The 25,080-nt window shown below is 39.6% G+C and carries 21 protein-coding genes; 8 read left to right on the top strand and 13 right to left on the bottom strand.

Annotated features, from left to right (window positions below; all coding sequences use genetic code 11):
* Positions 1–25: 25 nt before the first annotated feature.
* From N1I87_RS02730 to N1I87_RS02710, 5 genes are all read left to right on the top strand, one after another.
* Entirely contained in the window at positions 26–1,474 is a 1,449-nt protein-coding gene (locus N1I87_RS02730) for a bifunctional 2-methylcitrate dehydratase/aconitate hydratase (protein WP_341100566.1), read from the top strand.
* A 249-nt stretch (positions 1,475–1,723) separates the two neighbouring features.
* A complete protein-coding gene (gene prpB, locus N1I87_RS02725; protein ID WP_341100565.1) occupies positions 1,724–2,647 on the top strand; it encodes a methylisocitrate lyase in 924 nt (307 codons plus the stop codon).
* A 390-nt stretch (positions 2,648–3,037) separates the two neighbouring features.
* A complete protein-coding gene (locus tag N1I87_RS02720; protein WP_340397416.1) occupies positions 3,038–4,186 on the top strand; it encodes an iron-containing alcohol dehydrogenase in 1,149 nt (382 codons plus the stop codon).
* Positions 4,187–4,189: 3 nt separating this feature from the next.
* Complete coding sequence (locus N1I87_RS02715; protein ID WP_341100564.1) at positions 4,190–5,845, top strand: sensor histidine kinase; 1,656 nt, start codon at positions 4,190–4,192, stop codon at positions 5,843–5,845.
* A gap of 25 nt (positions 5,846–5,870) precedes the next feature.
* Positions 5,871–7,328, top strand: coding sequence for a sigma-54-dependent transcriptional regulator (locus tag N1I87_RS02710; protein ID WP_341100561.1), 1,458 nt, complete (start codon positions 5,871–5,873; stop codon positions 7,326–7,328).
* A 170-nt stretch (positions 7,329–7,498) separates the two neighbouring features.
* Here the strand turns inward: N1I87_RS02710 and adhP are convergent, their stop codons facing one another.
* The 4 genes from adhP to N1I87_RS02690 all read right to left on the bottom strand — a co-directional run bounded on the left by adhP (position 7,499) and on the right by N1I87_RS02690 (position 11,832).
* A complete protein-coding gene (gene adhP / locus N1I87_RS02705) occupies positions 7,499–8,521 on the bottom strand; it encodes an alcohol dehydrogenase AdhP (protein WP_003353974.1) in 1,023 nt (340 codons plus the stop codon).
* A gap of 409 nt (positions 8,522–8,930) precedes the next feature.
* Positions 8,931–9,383, bottom strand: a complete 453-nt coding sequence (locus N1I87_RS02700; RefSeq protein WP_341100559.1) for a class I adenylate-forming enzyme family protein — start codon at positions 9,381–9,383, stop codon at positions 8,931–8,933.
* Positions 9,384–9,436: 53 nt separating this feature from the next.
* Positions 9,437–10,552, bottom strand: a complete 1,116-nt coding sequence (locus N1I87_RS02695) for an AMP-binding protein (RefSeq protein ID WP_341100557.1) — start codon at positions 10,550–10,552, stop codon at positions 9,437–9,439.
* A gap of 311 nt (positions 10,553–10,863) precedes the next feature.
* Positions 10,864–11,832 carry a carbon-nitrogen hydrolase family protein gene (locus tag N1I87_RS02690; protein ID WP_003353976.1) on the bottom strand — a complete coding sequence of 323 codons (969 nt, stop codon included), beginning with the start codon at positions 11,830–11,832 and terminating at the stop codon, positions 10,864–10,866.
* A 405-nt stretch (positions 11,833–12,237) separates the two neighbouring features.
* Between N1I87_RS02690 and N1I87_RS02685 the strand changes: the two genes are divergently transcribed.
* Positions 12,238–12,726, top strand: a complete 489-nt coding sequence (locus tag N1I87_RS02685; protein ID WP_327825137.1) for a VanZ family protein — start codon at positions 12,238–12,240, stop codon at positions 12,724–12,726.
* A gap of 329 nt (positions 12,727–13,055) precedes the next feature.
* On the opposite strand, the gene N1I87_RS02680 is transcribed toward N1I87_RS02685, so the two are convergent.
* Positions 13,056–13,487, bottom strand: coding sequence for a VanZ family protein (locus N1I87_RS02680; protein WP_327825136.1), 432 nt, complete (start codon positions 13,485–13,487; stop codon positions 13,056–13,058).
* A 379-nt stretch (positions 13,488–13,866) separates the two neighbouring features.
* Here N1I87_RS02680 and N1I87_RS02675 point away from each other — a divergent pair, with 379 nt between their 5' ends.
* Positions 13,867–15,537 carry a methyl-accepting chemotaxis protein gene (locus N1I87_RS02675; protein ID WP_341100552.1) on the top strand — a complete coding sequence of 557 codons (1,671 nt, stop codon included), beginning with the start codon at positions 13,867–13,869 and terminating at the stop codon, positions 15,535–15,537.
* A gap of 184 nt (positions 15,538–15,721) precedes the next feature.
* On the opposite strand, the gene pcp is transcribed toward N1I87_RS02675, so the two are convergent.
* From pcp to N1I87_RS02660, 3 genes are all read right to left on the bottom strand, one after another.
* Entirely contained in the window at positions 15,722–16,369 is a 648-nt protein-coding gene (gene pcp / locus N1I87_RS02670; RefSeq protein ID WP_341100550.1) for a pyroglutamyl-peptidase I, read from the bottom strand.
* 132 nt (positions 16,370–16,501) lie between these two features.
* The gene (locus N1I87_RS02665; RefSeq protein WP_341100549.1) at positions 16,502–17,464 is read right to left on the bottom strand and encodes a DUF979 domain-containing protein; all 963 of its coding nucleotides are present in this window, start codon (positions 17,462–17,464) and stop codon (positions 16,502–16,504) included.
* Positions 17,461–18,159, bottom strand: coding sequence for a DUF969 domain-containing protein (locus tag N1I87_RS02660; RefSeq protein ID WP_048622635.1), 699 nt, complete (start codon positions 18,157–18,159; stop codon positions 17,461–17,463). The genes N1I87_RS02665 and N1I87_RS02660 overlap by 4 nt, the downstream gene beginning before the upstream one ends.
* Positions 18,160–18,497: 338 nt before the next feature.
* Between N1I87_RS02660 and N1I87_RS02655 the strand changes: the two genes are divergently transcribed.
* Positions 18,498–19,481, top strand: a complete 984-nt coding sequence (locus tag N1I87_RS02655; RefSeq protein WP_270584563.1) for a Gfo/Idh/MocA family protein — start codon at positions 18,498–18,500, stop codon at positions 19,479–19,481.
* 337 nt (positions 19,482–19,818) lie between these two features.
* Here N1I87_RS02655 and N1I87_RS02650 read toward each other — a convergent pair whose 3' ends face one another.
* The 5 genes from N1I87_RS02650 to N1I87_RS02630 form a co-directional block, all read right to left on the bottom strand.
* Entirely contained in the window at positions 19,819–20,493 is a 675-nt protein-coding gene (locus N1I87_RS02650) for a DUF2848 family protein (protein WP_341100546.1), read from the bottom strand.
* Positions 20,494–20,587: 94 nt separating this feature from the next.
* Positions 20,588–21,889, bottom strand: coding sequence for an MFS transporter (locus tag N1I87_RS02645; protein WP_341100545.1), 1,302 nt, complete (start codon positions 21,887–21,889; stop codon positions 20,588–20,590).
* Between the two features lie 168 nt (positions 21,890–22,057).
* Entirely contained in the window at positions 22,058–22,828 is a 771-nt protein-coding gene (locus tag N1I87_RS02640; protein WP_341100543.1) for a carbon-nitrogen family hydrolase, read from the bottom strand.
* Between the two features lie 446 nt (positions 22,829–23,274).
* A complete protein-coding gene (locus tag N1I87_RS02635) occupies positions 23,275–23,931 on the bottom strand; it encodes a GntR family transcriptional regulator (protein ID WP_341100542.1) in 657 nt (218 codons plus the stop codon).
* Between the two features lie 300 nt (positions 23,932–24,231).
* Positions 24,232–25,059, bottom strand: a complete 828-nt coding sequence (locus N1I87_RS02630) for a helix-turn-helix domain-containing protein (protein ID WP_341100541.1) — start codon at positions 25,057–25,059, stop codon at positions 24,232–24,234.
* Positions 25,060–25,080 lie beyond the last annotated feature (21 nt).

Raw genomic sequence — 25,080 nt, 5'->3', positions numbered from 1 at the left:
TTTTACTTTAGAAAGGAAGAGGCTGATGGGTGAAGTTTTAGTAAAAAATAATGAAAAACAACAAGTGGATCCTTTGCTCAATGAAATTGCGGATTATGTATTGGATAAAGAAATTAAAAGCAATGAGGCTTTCGAAACCGCTCGCTATGTGCTCATCGACACGCTCGGCTGCGGAATTCTTGCTCTTCGCTACCCGGAATGCACCAAACTTTTGGGGCCTATCGTTCCAGGTACGATTGTTCCAAACGGATCTCGTGTTCCGGGGACATCATACGTGTTGGATCCGGTACAAGGTGCGTTTAACATTGGCTGTATGATTCGCTGGCTTGATTATAATGACACATGGCTTGCAGCAGAATGGGGACATCCTTCCGACAACCTAGGCGGTATTTTAGCAGTTGCTGATTACATCAGCCGCTCGAACGTTGCCCAAGGAAAAGAACCGTTAAAAATGCGCGCCGTGCTGGAAGCCATGATCAAAGCCCATGAAATTCAAGGAGTGCTCGCTCTTGAAAACAGTCTGAACCGCGTTGGTCTCGACCATGTTTTATTTGTCAAAGTCGCTTCAACCGCTGTTGTAACAAAACTTCTTGGAGGAAAAAAGGAAGAAATCATTAACGCTCTGTCCAATGCCTGGATCGATAATTCGAGCTTACGTACATATCGTCATGCTCCTAATACGGGTTCACGCAAGTCATGGGCTGCCGGTGATGCAACAAGCCGGGCCGTTCGCCTGGCGCTGATGTCCTTAAAAGGAGAAATGGGCTATCCAACGGCTCTGTCCGCTCCAAACTGGGGATTTGAAGATGTGCTGTTCCGTGGACAAAAATTGAAGCTTGCTCGCCCATTTGAATCGTATGTCATGGAAAACGTACTGTTTAAAATTTCTTACCCTGCAGAATTCCATGCTCAAACTGCTGTTGAATGCGCGATTGAACTTCATCCTGAAGTAAAAGATCGTTTAGACGAGATTGAAGAAGTGACGATTACGACACATGAATCCGCCATCCGTATTATCGATAAAACCGGACCGCTTCACAATCCGGCCGATCGCGATCACTGCATCCAGTATATCACTGCTGTCGGTCTCATTTACGGCGACTTAACGGCTGATCATTATGAAGACGAAATCGCATCAGACCCAAGAATCGATGCACTTCGTGAAAAAATGACCGTCGTGGAAAACAAACAATACAGCAAAGACTATCTCGATCCGGAAAAACGTTCCATCGCGAACGCTGTTCAAATTCGCTTTAAAGACGGAACGGAAACGCGCCAAGTCGTTCGGGAATACCCAATCGGCCACCGCTTCCGCAGAGAAGAAGCCATACCGAAACTATTGAAAAAATACGAAAACAACCTGGAAACTCGGTTCACAGACAAACAAATCAATCGTATTCTGGAAGTTTCTACGGATCAAGAACGCCTTGAAACAATGAATGTTCATGAATTCGTCGATCTATTCGTCCTTTAACACGTTTCAAAAGGAGTCTCCTGCTTTCATCCCCAAAATGAAAGCAGAAGATGAATCAGGCTTTTCGAAACTCAAGACACCTCCCGAACCAAAATGGTGATTTGAATATGGCCTTCATGGTGTCATAAAACTCCCGCTTCAAATGAAACACCGTGGAGGGTGATTTGTTATTTCATACTAACTAATTGCAAGCAATGGATATGAATTCAAACAAACGAATGGTCTTAATCATTGAAAGAAGGTGGTTTTATGGTTTGGGTTGTTGAACACGAATCAACACAAGAAGAGTTGGCAGAACGGTTTCGAACTTTAATGAACGCTCCTGACATTTTGCAAATTCCCGGGACACACGATGGAATGGCAGCCCTTATAGCCAGAAAGGTCGGATTTCAAGCCCTTTATTTATCCGGCGGAGCCTTTACGGCAAGCCAAGGGCTGCCTGATCTGGGCATCGTGACATCTGAAGAAGTGGCTCGTCGTGCCCGTGAACTCGTTCGAGCAGCCAATCTGCCTGTTCTCGTAGACATTGATACCGGATTTGGCGGTGTCCTCAATGTAGCCCGAACGGCTCGTGAAATGGTCGAAGCTCGCGTGGCGGCCGTTCAAATCGAAGATCAGGAGCTTCCTAAAAAATGCGGTCATTTAAATGGAAAAAAACTTGTATCCGCTGAGGAAATGATGCAAAAAATTCAGGCCATTAAACAAGTGGCACCGTCTCTTGTGATCATCGCGCGAACGGACGCTTATGCCGTGGAAGGACTCGATCGAGCGATCGAACGGGCGCAGCGATATGTAGAAGCAGGAGCAGATGCCATTTTTCCGGAAGCTCTTACAAAGAAAGAAGAGTTTTTGAAGATGAAGCAAGCCGTTTCGGTCCCGCTTCTTGCCAATATGACAGAGTTTGGGCGTACACCTTATTATACGGCTGAAGAATTTGCGTCTTTCGGCTATGCGATGGTCATTTATCCTGTTACTTCGCTTCGCGTGGCAGCAAAGGCCTATGAGCGGGTTTTCCAAACCATTCTCGAAACCGGCACGCAAAAAAGCGAACTGGACAATATGCAAACGCGAAAAGAATTGTATGAAACAATTCATTATTATGATTTTGAAGAACTCGATCAAACCATTGCCAAAACGGTTCTTCCGGATGAACAGCCTTTACCGGACGATTGATCGATTCATCCCCTGCCACGTACAATTCTTTTCTACGTGGATGGAAAAGTTCTGAATCTTTCAATCATCCAATGATTTGTTTTCTTTCGTTGTCATGAAATAAAGAGAAGCAGTTGACCATGCCGCTGCTTCTCTTTATTAAACATGACGAGTGTATAAGATTCACTAACGAATAACCTCTTTTTCAAATGTACAAGCATTCGAATCTTTTAATATCCTTTTTTACATCAAGAAATCTATTCTTCCCATTTTGTGAAAATCCCTTCTTCGTTTCATTTTGAACCATCTTCTTATTCTCCGTCCGTATCCAACAAGACAAGTTGGACTTAAAAGAAATGAATTTTAGCCCAATCAAAGGAAAAGTATAAGCCGTACATTGGGGGATTTAGAATGATGATACATAAATTTGTCATGCCGGAAGTGATTTTTGGAAATCATTCCATTCATCAAGTCGGCGAAAGCTGTCTTAGGCTTGGCGCCACAAACGTATTCATTGTCAGTGATCCGGGTGTCATGGAAGCCGGTTGGCTGGAAGTTGTGATAAAGAGCTGCAAACAAGCCGGGCTGAAATACTCCACATTTTATGATGTCACGGTGAATCCAAAAGATAAGGAAGTTGAAAATGGCGCTGCCCTGTATGTCGATAATGAATGCGACGCCGTTATCGGAATAGGCGGGGGAAGTTCCATCGATGTAGCAAAAGCGATTGCGATCCTTGTCGCCAACGGCGGTCATATTCACGATTATGAAGGAGTCGATAAAATCCAAAAACCCCTCCCCCCACAAGTGATGGTTCCTACAACGGCCGGTTCCGGTTCAGAAGTATCGCAGTTTTCGATCATATTAGATACAAAAGGACAAAAAAAGATGACCATCGTATCGAAATCTCTCGTTCCGGATATTGCGATTGTCGATCCTGAAACATTAACAACAAAAAACGCCCATTTGACAGCTTCCACCGGTTTAGACGTCTTATCCCACGGAATTGAAGCGTATGTCAGTTTAGCATCGACACCTTTAACAGATGTTCAAGCGAAAAATGCCATTACGTTAGTGGCCCAATATTTGCGCCCTTCGGTTGCATCCAAACTCAATATGGAAGCGAAAACCAATATGGCGATGGCCAGTTTACAAGCGGGCCTCTCTTTTTCCAACGCTATTTTGGGAGCTGTACATGCGATGTCCCATGCCATCGGCGGGCGGTTTCCGGTGCATCACGGCGATGTCAATTCCGTTCTGTTGCCCCATGTGATGGAATACAATTTGATCGCCAATCCGAAGAAATTTGCCGATATTGCTTCTTTTCTAGGGATCGACATCCGTGGCCTCACCTATATGGAAGCTGGAAAAAAAGCCATTGATTATGTTAAAGAATTAGCCATTGATATCGGAGCTCCTCAAAAATTGTCGGAAATGGGGATAGAAAAAGAAACGATACAAGAAATGAGTCAAATTGCCTTAAATGACGCCTGCATGATCACAAACCCGAGAGACATAACCATTGAGGATATTGAAGAATTATTCAGAAAGGCTTGGTGACTCATGAAGATACACGATCAGAAGAAAATGATGAGTCTCTTAACGGGGGTCCAGTCTTCCAAAAAAAGTTATTATACTGAATTAAAAAAAATGGTCACAGAATTAAAAAAGAAAAATACGCAGTTAGAAATCATAAACGATGTGACCAAAAGTTTTAATATCGATATGTCCATGGATGAATTAATGAAAAACCTTTTTGATAAATTAAATCAAATTTTCCCGTGCGAAAGAATCAGCTTATCTTTATATAAACATCAAGAATTAATGATAAGCAATGCTTACCCGGCGCAGTCCTTATATTTCCCGATCGGTTTTTCTCTGCCGAAGGAAAACTCGCTCTATTGGAACGTCATTCAATCCCTGCAAATGACTTTTTACCAAGTCCGGAATAAAAAGGATTCTTTTATTGAAAACAAAGTGTACGAATCATTAGGAATTCAAAGTGTTTTATTAATTCCCTTAACGAGTAAAGAAAAAATCATTGGTCTTTTAAGCGTCGGAAGCAAAAGCACCCTCCAATATGAGAAAGATGATCTTTCCTTTTTTCAACAACTGGGTGATCAATTAGCTGTTTGTATAGAAAATGCCCAGCTTTATCAAGAAGTGCTCACGAGTAAAAAAGAATGGGAAGAAACGTTCCGGGCTGTTTCCGAAATGATACTGGTCGTTGACTTACACGGAAATATTCTGAATTATAATGACTCGGCACAAGAATTCTTTTCATTGCCTTCGCAGAAAAAAACGAACGAAAACATCCATTCGCTATTATCCATGGATATTCATGACAGCCCGATATTGGAAAGTCTTCAAACGAAAAAACCCGTTCACAGGCAAATTCATATTCAACAGCGTGTATGTGAACTCCATTCCTACCCGATATTTAATGAAAGCCAAAACATGTATGCCATCATTGTTTATATCAATGACATCACAGAAAAATCCCGGATTGAGGCTCAATTAGTCCAATCAGGGAAGCTTGCGGCCATTGGCGAAATGGCGGCAGGAATTGCCCACGAGCTTAACAACCCATTAACCGCCATCTTAGGAAACGCCCAACTATTATTAAGATCGGTATCAAAAGAAAATCGCTCCTATCAACTGTTGACCGATATTTTTACATGCGGTAAACGATGTAAAACCATTATTCAAAATTTATTGACGTTCTCAAGACAAGATGAATATAGGTTTGAAGATTGTTCCATCAATGAAGCAGTCGAGCAAGTATTAGGATTAGTCGGTTACCAGATTCGCAAACAAAATATCCTGATCCAAAAAACGCTGGATGACTCCATTGGCACTGTTGAAGGAAACGCACAACAAATCGGACAAATCATTTTAAATCTGTTAATCAATGCAAAGGATGCTTTAGAAGAGACCGATGTGCCGAAAAAAGTGATTAAGATCCGCACATCGACGGTCAAAGTAAAAGGGAAACAATGGGTTCTTCTTTCGGTCGCAGATAACGGCAAAGGAATAAGCAAACAGCATTTACAAGAAATTTTCAATCCATTTTTTACGACAAAACGGCCCGGAAAAGGAACAGGACTTGGTCTTTCCGTCAGTTTAGGGATCGCAGAAGCTCACGGTGGAACAATTGAGGTAAAAAGTGAACTCGGAAAAGGAAGCCAATTCCTTTTAAAGCTGCCTGCCAAACATTAAAAAGATCATTCGGGGGTTGGAAGATATGGCCAATATTCTTGTTATTGACGATGAAACGGAAGTCGGTACATTCTTTTTGCATTTTCTTGAGGAAAAAGGATTTCACGTAAAGATTGGATACAACGGGAAAGATTTTCGACGTCTCCTCCAAGAACAAGCATTTGATTTGGCTTTCATCGATGTAAAATTGCCTGATGCCAACGGTTTAAATTTATTAAAACAGATGAAAAAAACGACCCCGTCTTGCCAAGTGATTATCATGACCGGCTACAGTACGGTGAAAACAGCGATCGAAGCGATTAAAAACGGAGCCAGTGATTATATCGAGAAACCGTTTGACGATCTTGACCAATTGGAAACGTTAATAGAAGAATTATTGAACACCCGGTCCACATCGTCTGATCACGATATGTACGAGCTGTCAGAATCGCTAGGCTTTATAATAGGAAAAAACAAAGAAATGAATGATTTAGTGAAGCTAGCCTACAAAATTGCCAAGAAAAATGTCAACGTGCTGATTGAAGGAGAAACCGGAACCGGAAAAGAAGTGTTAGCGCATTTTATCCACAGCGCCAGCATGCGTTCTGACCAACCATTTATCGGAATCAACTGCGGAGCGATTTCAGAAACCCTTCTGGAAAGCGAATTGTTTGGACATGAAAAAGGAGCCTTCACAGGAGCCGTAAAAGAGAAAAAAGGAATTTTTGAAATTGCGAACAAAGGCACTTTATTTCTGGACGAAATTGGAGAGGCTTCTCTTTCGACTCAAGTAAAACTTTTGCGGGTGCTAGAAACAGGAGAGTATTTTCGAGTAGGAGGGGAAACGATACGCAGGACCAATACCCGAATCCTCGCTGCTTCCCATGTCAATCTGGCTCAAGCGGTAACCGAAAAAACATTTCGCGAAGACTTATTGTATCGTTTAGACGTGGTCAAATTATCCTTGCCTCCGTTGAGAAAAAGGATAGAAGATCTTCCCCTTCTCATAGAGTTCTTCTTACAAAAATTACAAACCCATCTTACTTTTTCTGAAGATACCATCGAACAAATGAAACAATATCATTGGCCGGGAAATATTCGTGAACTTCTGAATGTGATCAAAAGAGCGGTCACATTGGCAGAAGGCGAAACCACGATCATTACTCCGAATTATTTGCCGGAAAAAATGAAAATGACAAACGATTCGCCGCAGATCGAATTATTGATTGAAAAAAAGGATCATGATGACGAGGCCGACCTTGAAGCATATTTAAACGAATGGACAAGCTATATTCTGGAACTATGGAAAAACAACCGTGAAGTGGATTTGGAACAGGTGCTATCGTTAGTAAAAGAATTAGAAAGGCAAATTGGTCGATCTTTCGTCATGAAAACATTAAAACAAACTGTCGGAAATCGAAAAAAAGCGGCAGAACAACTGAATATCTCGGTTCGAAAACTTCGCTATTTATTAAAAGAAAAAGGAGTTCATTCTGTTCAATAGATTCATATAAAGGTCCAGCGTTGTATAAGATTTCACAAGTTCTTTCAGGCACGCTTTTGAACAGATCGGTAACACGTCTAACGGCGTCTTCCGCCGTGGTCCTTCCCTTTTATCACGCAGGGAGCGATCCGTGGTATGTACTCGCTCCCTGCCATTCAGAAGATGACAAATTAGTTGGCTTCCCCAATTTTTAATACGATCCGTCCGTTAATTTGCCCTTTTTCCATTTTCTCAAATACTTCATTAATATCCTCTAACGGTGCCGTTTCGACAATGGGGCGAACTTTTCCGCGTGCAGCGAAATCTAAAGCTTCTTGCATATCTTTTCTTGTTCCGACAATCGAACCTCTTACCGTTACTCCGTTTAAAACAGTATCAAAAATCGGAATCGGCAATTCATCATTTGGCAATCCAACGACGACAAGAGTACCGCCTCGTTTTACGGATTGGTAAGCTTGTTCAAACGCTTTTCGGTTGACTGCCACGCTGACGGCCGCATGCACTCCGCCTAATTTTTCCCGAATCGTTTCGACCGGATCTTCTTTTAATCCATTGATCGCAATATCGGCCCCTAACTTTTTAGCCAATGCCGATTTTTCATCGCTAATATCCACAGCTACAACATTCAATCCCATCGCTTTTGCATATTGCAGCGCAATGTGGCCTAATCCTCCGATACCGTATATCGCAACCCATTCCCCTGGTTTCGCGTTGGAAACCTTTAACGCTTTATACGTCGTCACTCCCGCACATAAAATCGGCGCCACTTCCACAGGATCCAAATGTTCCGGAATTTTTGCCACATAGTCAGCAGGAGCTTTACAATACTCCGCATAACCGCCGTCTACAGAATATCCGCCGTTCAATTGATGAGGACACAGAGTTTCTTGTCCGGTTAAACAATATTCACATTCCCCACATGCAGAATAAAGCCAAGGAATGCCGACGCGATCTCCCACTTTGATCGATCGAACTCCTTCACCGACTTCTACCACAATCCCTACTCCTTCATGCCCCGGTATCAAAGGAAGCTTCGGCTTTACCGGCCAGTCTCCGTGAGCCGCATGAAGATCCGTATGACATACACCGCACGCTTCAATTTTCACAAGCACTTCCCCATACTCTAATGTTGGTTTCTCCACATCTTTAATTTCTAATTTTTGTTTAAATGAATTCACAACAGCCGCTTTCATTTTCCCCTCTCCCCTTTCAATTTGTTTCACCCATAGTCATGCAAAAAACGTGCCAACTGAAAAAATCACTCCCCTCCATCCTTCTCTTCGTTTTTGTGCCAAAATTTCGGCAAGATTGATCGAATATTTGTCATTTTTATCGTGAATTTGTCATCACCATAGAAAATCTATTTCTATCACTGCCCCAACCTCTTCTCCGTTTTTGCGTTTGATCAAAAGAAAAAGAGAGCCGATCCATTTTCCTGGCCTCTTGCTCTCTCTTCTTTGATTCCTATTCAACTAGTGAAGCTGATTTTAATAAGGCTAAAGAATACTGTCCATTATTGCACCATCGCCAAATGGGACCTGCGGAAAAAATGGCATCCTGCCATTCACCCCTAGTGTGAATACTAGAAAATAAAACTTTTGACTACTTGCGTTTTGCAGCCCCTTTCTCGTAGAGGAATTTTTTCAACTCATGTTTCTGAATTTTACCGACGGAGGTTCTCGGAAACTCGTCGACAAAATGAATGACTTCCGGAACTTTGAATTTGGCAAGCTTTTGTTTACAGACATCGATTATTTCTTGCTCGGAAAGATCGTATCCATCTTTTGCAATCACGAAAGCATGGATGGCTTCATCTCTTATTTCGTCAGGAACGCCAATAACAGCGCTTTCAAAAACACCTTCACATTGATTAATCACCTCTTCCACTTCACCGGCTGCTACATTTTCACCGGCACGCCTGATCATATCTTTTTGACGATCCACGAAGTAAAAAAATCCATCGTTGGGATCTTTCCGTGCGACATCGCCGGTATAGAGCCATCCGTCTTTTATGGTGCTGCTTGTCGTCTCTTCATTATGAAAATAGCCTTTCATGATGGTCCTCCCCGGAATTCCGTTCACGATGATTTGCCCCGCTTCGCCGTCTTTTACTTCATGACCGTTTTCGTCGACCAGCTTGACTCGATAACAATCGTCGGTCGTCCCATGCTGCTGTTATTGTAATAGCCGTCCAACGGATTAATGAGCGGGGTGCCGACGGTTTCCGTCATCCCGTATAATTGCCGCAAAGATACACGGTATCGTTGTTCAAACTCACGGAGTTGTTCCCTTGTGATAGACTGTGCGAAAATAATCAGCCGCAATGAATGTTCAGCATCCGCAGACCGATAAGGCTTCTTTAAAATCATTTTTAAAGGGGCGGCAAACAACGATCCGACCGTTGCCCGCAATCGTTTCGCTTGTTGAAAGTAGCGGGAGGCGCTGAATCGTTCTGCTATCGCGATACTGGCTCCAACCGTCAATGCCGGCATCGCTAAGTAATATTGCCCATTCCCGTGGAACATCGGCAATACGATGAACACGCGGTCATCCGGGGACATCCTCAGCGTTTTGGACATGATTTCTCCCACGTAGATATAATTGGCATGAGTAAGCAAAACCCCTTTCGGTTTGGATGTCGTACCTGACGTATATAAAATGGAAGCAATGTCATCGCTCGATAAACGAGGAAAGGCAGTCAGTGGTTCTGTTTCATGGATGATGTTTTGAAGGCTTACACCGTAGTCGTCCTCATCACTACTTGCCAAAAACAAGCCGTTCAATCGATCTCGGAATCTCGTAAACTTGTGGACATACTCTTTTTCCGTAATCACCAGTTTCGTTTCGGAATGTTCGAGCAAATAAGCCATTTCTTCAGCTGTCGATAAAACATTGGTGGGAACCATCACCGCTCCGATGGAAGTGACCGAAAACCAAGAAATCATAAAGTCGATTCCATTGGGCAGGTGAAGAAGTACTTTATCTCCTTTTTGAATGCCATACTGCTGCAAAGCACGGGCCAGACGACGGACTTTATCGAGAAACTCTTCATAAGTAAGCGAGCTGGTCTGCTCTTGTTGATCCTCAAACACAACAAACGTTTTCTTTGGATAAAGAGTGGCCATTTCCTTTAGTAATTGCGGAATGGTCCTGTTTCCAATAATGTCGGTCATACCCATTTCCTCTTTCTCATCGGCTTTCGCCTTTGTCGTCTCACCAACCATTACGAAAAGTTCTTTACTAAATTCTACGTCATTAGCTGACTTCCATTCCCGAAGATCACAGTCGAAAACTCTATTTTCTCCATACGAATCTTTTTCCGCGAGATCTTCTCGGTTGTTCCTATTCCATCGATTGTTTCACCTCCAAACTTCACCGTTTTTATCATTTTCCCTCAATATGCAAGTGGCATACCAAAGCGGTTTTTGAAAGAACATGACCGAAAAGATATTTTCATGCGGAATAAGCCCCCTTTTTAGTCGCAAGAAAAAGGTGCTTGAATTCCTCATATGCAAAATCTTTCATTGCTATTTCATCAGAAATGATTAGATCCTATCCACTTAACGCTGTCTTTCTTCTCTTCATTCACCAAAAGCTGGAATACGTCCGGTCTTGAGTAATGCCCAACGACATCAAAATCAAATTGACTATAGGCGATCTCACGCAAATCAAGATCGGCGATTAAAATATCTTCTTTTCCATAGACAGGTTCATGAATATAGTTTCCAAGCGGTCCGACAATGGCGCTTCCGCCGATGCACATTTCATGTGGCGAAGACTCCAGCTCTTCATAGCACGCTAAATCCGTCGGGTACATATCCTTCGTCACATACTGATTGCAAGATAACACAAAACACCTTCCTTCAGCGGCAATATGACGAATCGTAGACTGCCACAGTTCTCTCGCATCCGCTGTCGGAGCAATATAAATTTGAACTCCTTTTGCATACATGGCCGTTCTCGCCAACGGCATATAATTTTCCCAACAAATTAATGCGCCCATTCTTCCATAAGGCGTATCAATTACCGGCAGCGTGCTTCCGTCCCCCTCTCCCCAAATAATTCGTTCAGAGGCAGTCGGTTTTAACTTCCGGTGTTTTCCAAGCAAAGAGCCGTCCGGTCCGAAAAATAAAACCGTGCAGTATAAAGTTCCTCTACTAAATTCATGATCTCTTTCAATAACGCCGATCACAAGATACACTCCTGCCTTACGAGCCGCTTCTCCCAACCGTTCTGTCGTTTCACTGGGCACAGGTACGGAATTTTCCCAGTAACGAAGCCAATCTTTTCGTCCTTCCGGTGAACGGCCGCCAACGCTCGTTCCAAAAGTCAGTCCTCTTGGATACGCCGGAATGAAAGCTTCCGGAAACACTACGATGCCAGCTCCTTTTTCCGCAGCCTCCTGAATCAACGAAATCGCTTTTTCCGTAGTAGCATCCCGATCCATGATCACAGAAGCCGCTTGTACAACCGCAACACGTACATTTGTATATTGATTTGTCATTTCCATACCTCCTGAACCAAATATAATATAATTATGAATCTTCAGAAAACAAATCACAAGCTATAAGAATATCTATCCACAAAGCGCAGTTATTCCTCCTTCTTCTCTCATATCCTAATTATACTTTGATAAACGGCAGGCCCCTATCTTTAATCAATCAAAATCCAGAAAGCCAGAATGACGAAGTCCATAGCTGCCGAAACCATAGGTGTTCGGATAAAAAAGAATCTCTTTACACTGTTGAAAGTTTAACACAGTGCTCTCATTAGATCCTTCCTCTTTGTTCATCGGATGAAACAGAGCAGTTACATTCTTTTCTTGACGGCTTGGTCCAATAGCCTCTCACCAGTCATTATTTTCATATGATATAATAGGGAAATAAAACCAGTCGCTAGGAGCTTAGCAATGAACAAAACAGAAAACGGAATATCCAGTCTAAAAAAAGAAGAAAGGTACCACCGGCAAGAATCATTGAAATTCTTTGCGGTCATCTTATGGGGATTGTTCTTAGGCATCCATACATGGACCGAAAATTTGGAAGCGTTGCTGCGATTTCAAACCATTAAATTTGAATGGCATTCGTCCCCCGATTTTTTACAATTCTTTAACTTTTATGATATCCAGCTGATTCACCCCCATTGGTTTTGGATAAAACTTGGACACTTTACCGGCTTTGCCATCATGGATGTCCTTCTGTATATCTGGCTGAAAGATCATAAGCAGTCCATCTTGATTTCGGTAGCTTTTGCGTTCACCACCGAAATCTTGCAGCTTTTTTTCGGACGAGACGGCCGTTTATATGATCTACTGATTGATTCGTTCGGCGTATTAACCGTCTATTATCTTTTGAAGAAATCCACCATTTTTCAAAAAATCATCAGCCATTTTCTTTGATACTCTCTGATTCAAAGGAGAGATTGTTAGAATAAAAAAGAAGGTACGTATACACGTTACCTTCAAATAGACGGTTAGCAAACTAGGTTCCTTTTTCTTCTCTGTATCACAGTGGACCAAACCTGTTCATTTCTCTTGAAAATCAAAAGAATCTAAAATTCAGATTTTCGTACCGCTAAAAAACACAGTTTTATGTAAGCTCTTTATATGTTCTCTCTTATTTTTACTCCATACTAGTTCCCTTTTCGATACTGGACTGCGGTTTTCGCTTCCAGTATTTTTATATGCTTTATACTCCGCTTGAATGAATGGAACCCTCTGAATTTATTTTAATGACGCCTCCGTATATAAAAACGGATAAACAATAAAACGATGAATGCTCCGGCTGCATCAATCAGCACATCAGAAAATAAAGCCGTCCGTCCCGGTCGAAACGATTGATGCCACTCATCCGATGCCGCATACAATACGGTAAAACACCATGCTCCTATATAAGAAAACCGATTCGGAAATACCGCTTTCCACACAAGAAAAGCCAAAAAACCAAAAGCTGAAAGATGCGCAAATTTGCGGATGATAAAATTCCACGAAAAGACGCCGCTATCTCGATGATCGTTCGTCCCCTCCAATCCAAAATACTGAGCGATGTGATGAATGACTTTCGCCGTATTTGCACCTGTAAACATAGAAAATTGACTAAAAGAAAAAATGACCCCACACCAAATGAGCACGAACCCCCACCAAAACCATTTATGCTTCATTAAAATCACCTGTTTCTTTTCCTATAATCATTCTCATTTTGAACGAAGACACCACTGCTTACAAGCCCTATTTACATGCCAATAGTTTATCCTCACCTCCTACCAACCTTAAATAAAACACACCCCTCATTTGACAAAAGTCATCCCTAAACCAATTAATCATCTCGCATGATCACTACCGCTTTATCACCATTGCTTTATATATTTATCGATTCCTTGCTTTATGATTAATAGATTTATCGATTTATCACATTATCGATTTAAATCATTAACGGGGTCAGGCCCCTTTTTTTAACGAATGCTTTATGAAAAATTTATATTATCTTTACATTGGTTTGGTTAAATGAGAGTAAAATATTACATTTATAGGGGTATCAAAATGAGAAAAGAGAAAAATCAAAAAAAGTTTCGGCTGCTCACCATATTGCTTGTGCCTATCATTACAGTGATCGCTTTATCCTCTTTGCTGATCGCCTATGTGAATGTTGAAAAAAATAAAAAGCTCGCCATCCAATCAATGGAGCAGCAGCTATCTTTATCTGCAGAAGTGATGTCGGAAAAGGTGGTCATGTTAAAAGCCTCTACGACGAGAGAAGACTTTAACCGCGAACTGCGCTATGCCGTGCAGCTCAATCAAAGAATGTTTAAAGAACAAAACTTAATCCCCATCCAATTTCAAATCACAAAAGATAAAGAAATCAAAGGATTAGCGGATACGAATTTAAAAGAAAAAATCCCCCTCACTAAAAATGAAATCAATCAAATTTTGAAACAAAAAACAGGCATTGAACATCTTCATGGCTATACGATGGCTTTATCACCATTAATCGAGCTGGATAATGCAACTTTTGTCATTGCCGTTAAAGATCAAGACTATATCAAGCCGATCACCCACCAGCAAAGAATGATGTTGGGATTCACAATCACTATGATTTTAGTAGCCAGCTTTATCGGCTTTATGACCATTCGCTCCATTGTAAAGCCTATTACGTTGCTAAAACGAGCATTTGACCAAGTGGCCGGCGGAGACTTAGATACACCTATACATATTCATTCCGTATCGCGAGAAATCACGACACTGTCTAATGGATTTCATCAAATGGTCAGCAATTTAAGATTTCTCATCCAGCAAGTCGATCACACTACTTTGCAAATTGAATCGTCCTCTAACAAATTGAGAGACTCTTCGAATCATTCAAAAGCAACATCGGACATCGTCACAAAGGCAATGAAAGAAGTCGTCGATGCAATGGAACGCCAATCTCAATATTCATTAAAAAGCACCGAAGCGATTCATGAAACGTCTCATCGAGTAAAGCAAGTCGCTTCAGCGATAAAAAAAGTCGACAACGTAGCCATGATCGCCAATGAAAAATCGAAAGTAGGGCTTCAATTCATCAATCAAACAGTGAAAAAACTAGAAGAAGTACAAGCAACGTTTCTTGAAACAACAGAAAAAATTTATACACTTGACCATAAAACGAAACATATCGATCAATTCGTCAAAGTCATTCAAACCATCGCTTCACAAACACATTTATTATCATTAAATGCATCCATCGAAGCCGCTCGAGCCGGAGACGAAGGAAAAGGTTTCGCAGTCGTTGCACAAGAAGTGAAAAATCTAGCAGAACAATCCAAACAAGCTTCAGAAGAAATTAAACAATTAACCGAAATCATCCGCAACGATACGGAAAATGTCACCAGCGCTATTACGAATAACTCCAGCATTTTAAAAGAAGGAATAGATATGATGCATTCCACAAAGCAATCTTTTGATGATCTAATATCCGTTGTGGAACAAGCCTCTTCAGAATCAAAATCCATGTCTACCGCAGCGGAAATTATGGAACAAAAAATGAGCGAAATGGTAGAAAGCATGTCCAACATCGCCAGCATCGCCCAACAAATTTCAAGCAGCATGCAAGAAGTCGCTTCTATCACTGATGAACAAGATACAACAATAAACGAAGTTGCAGATGAAGCCAAATCATTATATGTATTAGCCAAAGAACTAAATGCTTCCCTCGATTCATTTAAAAATACATAAATTTTTTTTAAATAAGGATGAACTAAGGAACAGAAACGATCGACATATTTTATAAAAGAGGCCCTATCCGGATAATTGGACAGGGCCAAAAATTGGAAAATTCATTTGATATCCCTTTCATCTTTTTCTTAATGAGTGGAACTGCTGCTTTCAAAAATCACTAGAAATATCCATCTCCTATTTTTTAATGAATCGCCCCACCGATTTCTTTTATGTCAGCTGGCTCGAGTGCAGCAGTGATGGCAGCGATTTTTAAACCTTTAACGATCGTTTCAAGTGCCATGCTTGGCGCATGTTTATTGACAGTCTGCTCCGGCAAATAAGGGATGTGAATAAATCCTCCGCGCACATCCGGAGCATTGTCATGCAAATAATGCATTAAGCCGTAAAACAAATGATTACAGACAAACGTTCCGGCTGAGTTAGATACCTCTGCAGGGATACCGCTTTCTCGTAGATTCTTCACCATGCGTTTGATCGGCAGCGTCGACCAATAGGCAACCGGACCATTCTTTACAATCGCCTCATCAATAGGCTGATTGCCTTCATTATCGGGAATTCTGGCATCATCCACATTAATGGCTACCCGCTCTGGTGTAATGTGTGTTCGACCTCCTCCCTGCCCAACGCAGATCACAACATCTGGCTTCTCCTCTTTAATCGCTTCTTCCAGCTTTTTGATCGAGGCTCGAAAGACCGTTGGGATTTCTACAGCAACAATGTGAACCCCTTTTTCCTGGTAACCATTTAAAATTTTGACTGTTTCCAAAGCCGGATTCAAACGCTCACCTTCAAAAGCATCAAAACCGGTCATTAAAACTTTTTTCTCCATACTATTCCCTCCGATGCTCTTCCTCTCGAAACCTATGAATCTCACAACAATATTCCCTATCATTTTGTTTCAAACGGACGCTCCATTGGCCATATCATCTACACATGTGCACAACATTTTCATATCCCAAAGCTACATTTGCCATCTAGCCAGGCAATACATCAGCACAATATTGAGCAAAAGCGTCAACAACGCTGTTGGTACTTGCACCCGAATGACATGATATTTATCTTTCAAGTCTAATAAAGCTGCGGGAACAATATTAAAATTGGCAGCCATAGGTGTCATCAACGTTCCGCAATAACCGGCAAACATGGAAATGGCGGCAATTTGGTTTGGATCCGCTCCGAACTGCTGAATCAGGATCGGAATGATGATTCCTCCGGCCATGACCGGAAAGGCCGCAAACGCATTTCCCATGATCATGGTAAAGAACGCCATTCCAACACATAACACCACGACACTCCAAAATAATGAATTAGATGGAATCATATGTTTGACAATATCGGCCACCACATTGCCGACGCCAGCTTTATCGAAAATCGTGCCAAGCGTCGCTAAAAATTGAGGCAACACGACAGCCCAGCCAATTGCCTCCAGCAAACGGCGGGATTCCTTGATGGCTGTCTTTGGAGTACTCTTTGTAAGTGCCAGAGCAACCATCATAGCGATGACACAAGCAACGCCTAAACCAACCAATGTCGGATTGGATGGATCAAATAGAAAGAGTTCGCCGATTTTGATACCCGCCAGTGCTTTTGAAAAAATAACGGTTAAAAATGGAATAAGCAACGCCGGTAAAAACAGCCAATTGCCGAGCCGCTTGCGTTTCGCTTCGCGTTCCTCTTCGCTTGTGCTGTCATATTTTCCTTTTTCTAAACCTCCGAAACCTACGATAAGTACCATCAGAATGACGAGCAAGCCTATGTAAAACGGCGGGATCACTTTTCCCAGCAACAAAGTCACAGCATAGATAAAATAAAACAACCCCGAAGTGATTCGTTTTGTATTTTTTTTATCCAAAAAAGTGTAGATAGAACAGCACAAACCGATGACTCCCATCAAAACATAGAGGTATTCAAGAGACAGTATCATGAAGATTTCACTTCCTTGTTTTCAGGTTTCTTTTGCCCAAGACGTCGCTCCAAACGTCTGTCGAATAAATATAGTCGAATGGAATGGATGATGAAGACACCAACCGCAGTGGGAATCCCCCATAGTGCCATCAACACTGGGTCACTCACAACATGATTTTGGTCAAAGAAGCCTTTCATTAATAAAATTCCTCCGACAGCAACAAAAATATCTTCACCGAAAAACAATCCAATGTTGTCGGCAGCGGCCGTATGTGCACGGATATTTTCCCTTTCCTCTTTAGGTAGCTTCCCGTATTTGGCTTCCGCAGCTCCTTCCGCCATTGGCGCAATGAGGGGACGAACAGTTTGTGGATGTCCACCGATACTATTCAATCCTAGCGCCGCCCCTATTTCCCTGATCAAAAAGTAAATGTTGATCAATCTACCAGCGGTGATCGCTTTTATTTTCGAAACAAGCAAAGCCGATTGTTTTTGCAAACCGCTTCGTTCCATAAGACCGATAACCGGAAGAGTAATGATTAAAATCGACATATAACGGTTCGTCGTGAACGCTTCACCAAATTGAGCGATGAGATCCTTAAAGGGAATACCAGCTATCAACCCAGTGACCAATCCCGAAACCGTTACGACAACCAACGGATTGATCCGAAACAAAAAGCCAACAATGATCAAAGCAACACCAATGAGTACCATCTTACCCCTTCTTTCTCCAGAAATTTGACATTCTATCATTCCAACGTTCTAACAAAGAGCTTTGCAGTGCAGAATCAAACAAGCGATCCAAAAATAATATTATGATAATTCCAATATAATTTATTATTCTGAATTATATCACACTAATTAAGCTCGTCAACGCTATTGTTCATCATTTCATCTGCGCATTCCTCATAAATCAATTTCCCAGAAAAATAGGATACTTATATCAATATACCAAATGGGGCCTGACCCCTTTAATGGCTTAAAGGGGTCAGGCCCCTTAAAATATGGTACAATGCTGGTAGCATGTTCTTGCCATGAAGGAGTGACAAACGATGATAAAATTTGCGATCATTGGAACGAACTGGATTACTGAGGAATTTATTAAAGCGGCCAAAGAAGTACCGGATTTTTCATTAAAAGCAGTGTATTCGCGGACTGAAGAGAAAGCAAAAGAATTTGCGGCAAAAGTAGGTGCTGAACTGACCTTTACCAACTTAGAAGAAATGGCAAAAAGCGATGAAATTGATGCTGTTTATATTGCAAGCCCTAATTCCTTTCACGCCGAACAAGCCATTTTGCTGATGAACCACGGCAAACACGTTATATGCGAAAAACCAATGGCCTCCAATACAAAAGAAGTGCAAGCTATGATCGAAGCAGCCCAACAAAACAATGTCGTCCTAATGGAAGCGATGAAAACAACACTACTCCCTAATTTCCAAGCCATTCGCAAACATATACATAAAATCGGAAAAATACGCCGCTATTTCGCCAGCTATTGCCAATATTCATCGCGCTATGACGCATACAAGCAAGGAACGGTGCTAAACGCCTTTAACCCCAAATTTTCCAACGGATCTTTAATGGACCTTGGCGTTTATTGCCTGTATCCAATGGTAGTATTATTCGGGAAACCTCTTAATGTAAAAGCCAACAGTGTTAAACTGGAAACGGGTGTGGATGGAGAAGGAAGCGTCATTCTCGACTATGGAGAAATGGACGCGGTGGTTCAGTACTCCAAAATTTCGAATTCCTATATCCCTGCCGAAATTCAAGGAGAAGAAGGAAGCATTATCATCGATGCGATCCATACGCCGCAAAAAGTCGAAATTCGCTATCGCGACGGACGCATCGAAGACATTACCGAAACTCAAGACCATCATCCTATGTACTACGAAGCAAAAGAATTTATCGAATTAATTCAAAACGGCAAACAACAATCGGAGATCAATTCGCATCAACACTCACTTACTACCATCGAAATTATAGAAAAAGCCCGGAAACAAACAGGCATTGTCTTCCCGGCGGACAAATAAAAGCCATAACAGCCTCTGCCGAAAAGGCAAGAGGCTGTTATTTTTCTTATGGGCATGAGCATCTCTTGATTAGGTCCAGTCATTTGATTCATCTCTAATTATAAATAGCGACCAACTATAAAATTGAAGCGCCTACTTTCATTCACAAAAAAATCCCCTTCTTCTTTTATATGCTATTAAATTTCGGAAAAGTTCAAGAATAACAGTTGGTGAATAAGACCCCTCTAAAGCAAAGCTACTGGGCTTATATCTGATGAAGGAAATTTTTATAAAGGACTTTAATCTAAATTTTTAAATGTCGTTTGTTGTTTAAATTTTACAATTTTCTACTAATTATCTATAATGTATTTGTGTAGTATTCTAATGAAATAGTTTTTTCTAAGATAGGATCAACTATTTTCATTAGATAATTTTTCGAATATTTGAAACCATTTATCAAAGGAACTGTACCACAAAAAATTATGGAGTTTTGAAGTTTTACATTTTTGTTTTTCAAAAAAGTGAGAATATCGTCAAGTGAAATTATTGATTGTACTGAACTTTTTTGGTATAGTTCCCAATCTTTCTCCTCTTTAATATAAGTTTCTAATTCTAAATCGTCCCAGTGATTCATCACGTCTTGCAATGGCCAAACTGTTTTTGCAAATGGTTTATCACATACCAATTTGGATTTATTAATATCTACTGTCTCCAATGCTCTATCCGTATGGTCACTTCCTACTGTTACATAAACTTCGCCTTCTAAATCTCCAAAAATCAATACTATTTCTACTTCTCCTGTTGTCTTGTTTCCCAAAACGTCTATTATAGTTTCTTGAGTGATACCACTTTTTCTCATTGGATAAAGTGCAGGAATTTCATTTGGCTTGGGTACACCTAAAGCCGTTAACTCCTCAATATGATTTATAATTTGTTCTTTGTTTCTCCCTGAATATCCAATACAATAACATGTATTAATAGTCAGCTTTTTTTCTTTCGAACCAATCTTTACTATAAATTCATTGCGGCTCATTTCATCGCTCCTTGTCTAAAAATTCAAATTAATGATTATCTGTTTTTGTTATTAATCTCTCACATAAACGTTGTATTGAATACATTAAAGAAATTTATTCGTCTTCCATTTGATATTTAAGATTTACATGTTTTAAAGCAAATAGTGCTATGACTGCCGCTATAATAATATAGACACTAATAGCATAGCCACTGTGAAATTTATTAAGAAGATATGTTGAAATTAATGGAGCAAATCCTCCTCCAATTACACTTCTTAACATAAACGATACAGCTGATCCACTGTATCTAAGATGTGCAGGAAAACTGGCAGCAATAACTGGAGCCAAAGGCGCCCACATTAAAGAGTGGATGACAAATGCTATTATTACTGCTAATATAATTAGTCCTGTACTTTTCGTATTAAGTAAATAGAAATATGGTAAAGCCCACAAAATAAGCAGTATATTACCATACCCTAATATTTTTTTGGGATTTATTTTATTGCTAAAATATCCAGTTATAAAGATTGTAAACACAGCAACGATTGCACCTATAAGAGTTGCATTCACAAAAATGGATTTATCCAACTTTAAATATGTTATTCCATAAGTTGTCGTATAAAATGCAAATACTCCAAATGCAATGTCGCTACTAATATTCGAAAAAACCGCTGCCAACATTTGTTTAGGATAATCTTTAAAAATCGAAACAATAGGAAGCTTCGGCAGATCTCCTTCATCAAGAACTTTTTGAAATGAAGGAGTTTCCAATAAATTTAATCTAATTATTAATCCTATAAGAACTAAAACGACGCTTAAAACAAAAGGTACTCTCCAACCCCATGTTTCAAAATGATCACCTGAAATTTTAATAAAAAAAGATGTTACAGCTGTTCCTAATATCAACCCTAATGGCACTCCAATTTGAGGCAAAGTAGCCATAAAACCTCTATTTTTGTTTGTTCCCCATTCCATGGAAATAAGAACGGACCCTGGCCACTCTCCTCCGATAGCAATTCCTTGTATGAATCTCAATATTGTTATTAAAACGGCGGAAAGCAAACCTATTTTTTCATATCCTGGTAATAAACCTATAATCATCGTCACTGCACCCATGGCTATTAAAGTTGTTATTAAAGAAACCTTTCTACCAATTTTATCTCCAAAATGTCCGAACAAAACCGCTCCTATCGGTCTTGCGATATAACCAATTGCATATGTTGAAAAGGTTAAAAGAGTTGCAACATATGGATCTTGTTGAGGAAAAAACAAATTTGGAAATATGAGTGCAGCCATTGTTCCATAAAGAAAAAAATCATACCATTCAATCGTTGACCCAAGTACACTTGAAAAACCAGCAATTTTTTGTTGCTTTATTCTATCAACATAAACTGTATCATCAGCTAATTTATACATTATAACCATCCCCCAATCACATTTTTGAAAAACTAACCCTTTTATTGAAATATCAACTCTTTAATCCTATTTCACCTATTGTTTCCCTTGTGTCTAAGCTTTCAGAGCAAATTTGCAAAAACCTCTTTTATTGTTGGATAAGCTTTAATAATCATATATTAAGTCATGTTATAACACTCGATGTTTCAGTTGTGGGAATGTCTCGCGAATATAATCAATTTGCTCAAGATTAATTTCAGTTTTAACTATTGTTTCAAATTCTCCTGCGGAAGCAACTACTGTCCCCCAAGGATCAACGATTTGGCTATGCCCACCCATCAGAACATTTCTAGTGGTTCCTGCACAATTACTAGAAATCAAGAAGCACTGATTTTCAAGTGCTCGAGTGACATTAAATAATTTCCAATGTTCTAATCTTTGATGTGGCCAAGCAGATGTGACAAGAAAAATTATGGCACCTTGATCAACAAGTGAACGATACAACTCAGGAAAGCGTAAATCATAGCATGTTGAAAGTCCGACTTTTCCAAATTCTGTTTGAATCACAATTGGTTTTTCCCCTCGTGTTAATATTTCCCCTTCTGCTGAACCGTATTGAAATAAGTGAATTTTTCTACTTTTCCCAATAAGTTTTCCTTCTCTGTTAAATAAAATGCTTGTGTTATAATATTTATTGTCTTCCTTCTCGACAAAACTTCCCGCATGAATGTATGCACCCAGTTTTCTTGCTTTTTCGGAAAAATATTGTACATACGGACCATTGATAGATTCAGCTTCTTTAATATAGTTGTCAAAAGAAAAATAACCCGTTGCCCAAATTTCAGGAAGAATAATAAGGTCAAAATTTTCAAGATCATCTAACTGCTGCCCAACTCGTTTGATCCTCTCTTCTTTTGTTTCATTATCTCTAATTTCAACTTGAATAGAAGCCACTTTCATGACGATCACCCCTTTTTACTTTTTAATTAGATCTGTTATACAAAAATTTTGTCATTTTTCAGAGTTAGTATTGTTAAGAATTCTGTTAACGCAAATTAGAGAGGTACCAGAAAGTGATTACAAATAGATCCCTTTGTAATAGTCAGAATTTTCGGTCTATTAAATCAAAAAAGAGCCTCAATTCCAATTGATCTAGTACTCTCTGCTCGCTATCCTGTTAGAATTTCTCTTGATTTATCTGGTTCATTCAAAAAATACGCTACCTGTTTTTTGATCCAGAAAATGAGTTTCTACATAATCTTTCATTTTGAATTTAACATCGTCACATTTAGAATAAATATTATATTTTTGTGGTTAAACTTATCCGATGCTTAAAAATTGTAATCATAACATCATTCTTCATTTCACTCTGTTTTTTTATGAATCACCCCTATTGTCAATTATCCCTAATAACTTAATGCTTCCTTCGTTTTTCTAATATGTTCCAAAACAAACTTAGACGCTAACGTTGAATCTTTCATCTCTATTGCTTTAATAATTTGTTGATGTTCCATTAATACATCCTTCATCCTACCTTTTCGACTGACAGCCTTTAACCCCATTAGTTGAGTAAGATTATGCAGATTATTCAAAACTTGTTCCATTAATTTATAGTTGGCCAATCTTGTTAAAGAAAGATGAAATTCTTGGTCTAAATGAATGAATTTAATATTATCATCCTTTTTCATTGCTTCTTCTTGCTCTCGAATAATGTCTTTAAGGAATATTAGTTGTTCCGTAGAGATATTATTTTTTATGATTTTTTTAACAGCCTTATCTTCTATCCAACTTCTAAGCAAAAAGATTTCTTCTTGTTCTTCCGGTGTTATCTTTCTTACAGTTAATCCTTTTCTTGGAATAGAAACAAGTAGACCTTCCTTCACTAAATCTTGTATAGCTCCCCTTACAGGTGTTCTTGATGTATTTAAACTTTCTGCCAATTGAACTTCCGTAAAAATTTCTTCATTACTGATACCACCACTTAAAATCGCTTCCATAACTTGTTTATAAACCATATCTTGTGTTGTCTTCTCTTTAATCGGTTTTAATTTCATTCCTTCCATAAACTCATCATCCTATCCAAAAAATAATGTAATAATATAAATTTTCTGTATTATGTATACATTATACATAATACAGAAGCTAATGGTCAATATTTTTATAATTTTCAGAATATTATTCGTGCCAGGATCTGAATAATCAAAGCATACTGTTATTTCGGGAGAGAAGATTTAGTTTATCCAAAAGATCTACATCATGTCTACTAACATGCACCCTAATCCCTCCAATCGAAGCATTTGAATTCTTCTACAATTGAAATTCTTGTTTTTACAAAATGAAAGAAATCATCAAGAACGATATAATTACGGAAAATTCAAAAAATTTTCTTTGTACTGTTTCGGTGTCAAACGTACGAACTTTTTAAAAGCTTTTATAAAATGTGATTGGTCATAGTATCCATTTTTATAAATGATGTCTAATAGATTCAAGTTTTCTGTGCGTATAAACATATCTAGGGAATTTTGAAATTGAACAATTTGGCAAAATTGCTTTGGTGAAAATCCAATATATGCTTCAAACTGTTTTCTTATATATTGTTCTGAATAACCGATATATCTTGCCAGTTGTTTCATATTTAAAGTGCCTTTAGAATCATAAATTTTTTGAATCGCATACGCAACAATTTTTTGATCATTGTTCATATCTAAGGAAATGACCTTCAAAAATTTTTCAAATAATGCAATCCTTTCTAAAAATGATTTCCCTTCTGAAATAGCGTCCGCAATGGATGCATCTGCGGCAAGCACATCCAATAATGGAATCTGCTTGTCTAACAACTCTCTCATAGAATATTCCAATAAAATAATGGTTTGTTCAGGAAAGAATCTTACTCCAAAATACTCACAATCTATTTCAAATTTCGGCTGTTTCCGTCGAAAATACGGACTTGTCCAAAGAAATACCTTAGGCTTTTTTGGGCTGCAACAAAACAGTATATCAAAGCAACCATCGGGAATTAGCGAAAGAAAAGTCGGAGTTTCCTTTTTTGTTTTAAATTGATAATACAACGCAATATCATCACAAAATTGCCCGCCAATCTGTTTTAGTTCTTGGTAACCGATAGTACTTTGCTGAATTTCCGGCTGAAAAGGAAAGTACATTTTTGCTGATACATTAGAAAAATGGATCAAAATTCATCACCCTTTCAAGCA

The sequence above is a fragment of the Bacillus sp. FSL W8-0102 genome (assembly GCF_038007225.1).
GTDB classification, from domain to species: Bacteria; Bacillota; Bacilli; order Bacillales; family DSM-4216; genus Bacillus_O; species Bacillus_O smithii.
The sequence above is the reverse complement of the archived record's forward strand: the minus strand, read 5'-3'. Positions and strand labels throughout refer to the sequence as shown.

What these genes read in the sequence shown, in the direction of transcription:
- N1I87_RS02730 (WP_341100566.1), top strand. Translation starts at nt 26, where the DNA reads ATGGGTGAAGTTTTAGTAAAAAATAATGAAAAACAACAAGTGGATCCT.
- prpB (WP_341100565.1), top strand. Translation starts at nt 1,724, where the DNA reads ATGGTTTGGGTTGTTGAACACGAATCAACACAAGAAGAGTTGGCAGAA.
- N1I87_RS02720 (WP_340397416.1), top strand. Translation starts at nt 3,038, where the DNA reads ATGATGATACATAAATTTGTCATGCCGGAAGTGATTTTTGGAAATCAT.
- N1I87_RS02715 (WP_341100564.1), top strand. Translation starts at nt 4,190, where the DNA reads ATGAAGATACACGATCAGAAGAAAATGATGAGTCTCTTAACGGGGGTC.
- N1I87_RS02710 (WP_341100561.1), top strand. Translation starts at nt 5,871, where the DNA reads ATGGCCAATATTCTTGTTATTGACGATGAAACGGAAGTCGGTACATTC.
- adhP (WP_003353974.1), bottom strand. Translation starts at nt 8,521, where the DNA reads ATGAAAGCGGCTGTTGTGAATTCATTTAAACAAAAATTAGAAATTAAA.
- N1I87_RS02700 (WP_341100559.1), bottom strand. Translation starts at nt 9,383, where the DNA reads ATGAAAGGCTATTTTCATAATGAAGAGACGACAAGCAGCACCATAAAA.
- N1I87_RS02695 (WP_341100557.1), bottom strand. Translation starts at nt 10,552, where the DNA reads ATGGTTGGTGAGACGACAAAGGCGAAAGCCGATGAGAAAGAGGAAATG.
- N1I87_RS02690 (WP_003353976.1), bottom strand. Translation starts at nt 11,832, where the DNA reads ATGACAAATCAATATACAAATGTACGTGTTGCGGTTGTACAAGCGGCT.
- N1I87_RS02685 (WP_327825137.1), top strand. Translation starts at nt 12,238, where the DNA reads ATGAACAAAACAGAAAACGGAATATCCAGTCTAAAAAAAGAAGAAAGG.
- N1I87_RS02680 (WP_327825136.1), bottom strand. Translation starts at nt 13,487, where the DNA reads ATGAAGCATAAATGGTTTTGGTGGGGGTTCGTGCTCATTTGGTGTGGG.
- N1I87_RS02675 (WP_341100552.1), top strand. Translation starts at nt 13,867, where the DNA reads ATGAGAAAAGAGAAAAATCAAAAAAAGTTTCGGCTGCTCACCATATTG.
- pcp (WP_341100550.1), bottom strand. Translation starts at nt 16,369, where the DNA reads ATGGAGAAAAAAGTTTTAATGACCGGTTTTGATGCTTTTGAAGGTGAG.
- N1I87_RS02665 (WP_341100549.1), bottom strand. Translation starts at nt 17,464, where the DNA reads ATGATACTGTCTCTTGAATACCTCTATGTTTTGATGGGAGTCATCGGT.
- N1I87_RS02660 (WP_048622635.1), bottom strand. Translation starts at nt 18,159, where the DNA reads ATGGTACTCATTGGTGTTGCTTTGATCATTGTTGGCTTTTTGTTTCGG.
- N1I87_RS02655 (WP_270584563.1), top strand. Translation starts at nt 18,498, where the DNA reads ATGATAAAATTTGCGATCATTGGAACGAACTGGATTACTGAGGAATTT.
- N1I87_RS02650 (WP_341100546.1), bottom strand. Translation starts at nt 20,493, where the DNA reads ATGAGCCGCAATGAATTTATAGTAAAGATTGGTTCGAAAGAAAAAAAG.
- N1I87_RS02645 (WP_341100545.1), bottom strand. Translation starts at nt 21,889, where the DNA reads ATGTATAAATTAGCTGATGATACAGTTTATGTTGATAGAATAAAGCAA.
- N1I87_RS02640 (WP_341100543.1), bottom strand. Translation starts at nt 22,828, where the DNA reads ATGAAAGTGGCTTCTATTCAAGTTGAAATTAGAGATAATGAAACAAAA.
- N1I87_RS02635 (WP_341100542.1), bottom strand. Translation starts at nt 23,931, where the DNA reads ATGGAAGGAATGAAATTAAAACCGATTAAAGAGAAGACAACACAAGAT.